Below are 862 nucleotides of genomic sequence, written 5' to 3' on the forward strand. Positions count from 1 at the left end.
TGACTTCGCCATTGTAGTCACCTACTGGCTCAAAGGTAATGGTGCCATCTGCCGCAATGAGTACATTGCCATTTGTGACCGCGATGGTTTGCGCAGAGCCTGTCAGTGTTATTCCATTAATGGAGACGATAGATTTGCCGCCATCTGGGGCGATGTCATTGGCGAGCAGATCTAAGGTGACGCTGCCATCTTCAGGCACGTTGTAGCTGTCATCAACTGCATCGATGTCATGATTGATGAGCGGATTTATCGTAATATGACCTGTACTTCTGTCTCCGTCTCCATCAACAATGGTGAAGTGAAAATCCAAGTCTCCATCCGATGGGGCTTGTATGGGGTGATATTGAACAAAGTCCCAATTGTTGGTGCTTTGGTTGAGTTCAAATGTAAAAATTTCGGTGCCATCGGCTGCGGTTCCGGATATTACGTTACCCACAAGAACAAAACTAATGTTCTGACCATCGACGGTTTTAATGCCTGATTCTGTGGTCGGTTGCAGGATTAAGCTGCCTGCTCCATCGCCCCCCCACTGAATGCCTAACTCACCCGCAGCTTGACCGATTGCCTCTCCGGGTAACGCGTTCAATTCTAATACATCAACTGCAGGTACGATAAAGTCAGCGGCACTGTCATCTTCAAAAGCAACAAAGAAACTACCAGTATCCACATTATTTTCACTATCAGTAACGATTACGGAAAACAAGGGTGAAATAGCATCCTCGGTGAGCGGATCTACATGATCGACAGGCTGTAATAAGGTCACATCGTACGTCCAGGTTCCGCCTGTTGTGTTCACTGGCGCATTGAGCTTGATGGTCATGACTTGGTTCATGTCGGGGTCGGTGCCTGTGTAACCTATCAA

Annotated in this window: 1 protein-coding gene; it reads right to left on the reverse strand. The window is 47.6% G+C overall.

Annotated features, from left to right (window positions below):
• On the reverse strand, positions 1 to 862 hold an 862-nt coding region (locus D5018_RS21905), incomplete at both ends, for an Ig-like domain-containing protein (RefSeq protein WP_165905159.1).

This window comes from Parashewanella curva (genome assembly GCF_003675895.1).
In the GTDB taxonomy this organism is placed as follows: Bacteria; Pseudomonadota; Gammaproteobacteria; order Enterobacterales; family Shewanellaceae; genus Parashewanella; species Parashewanella curva.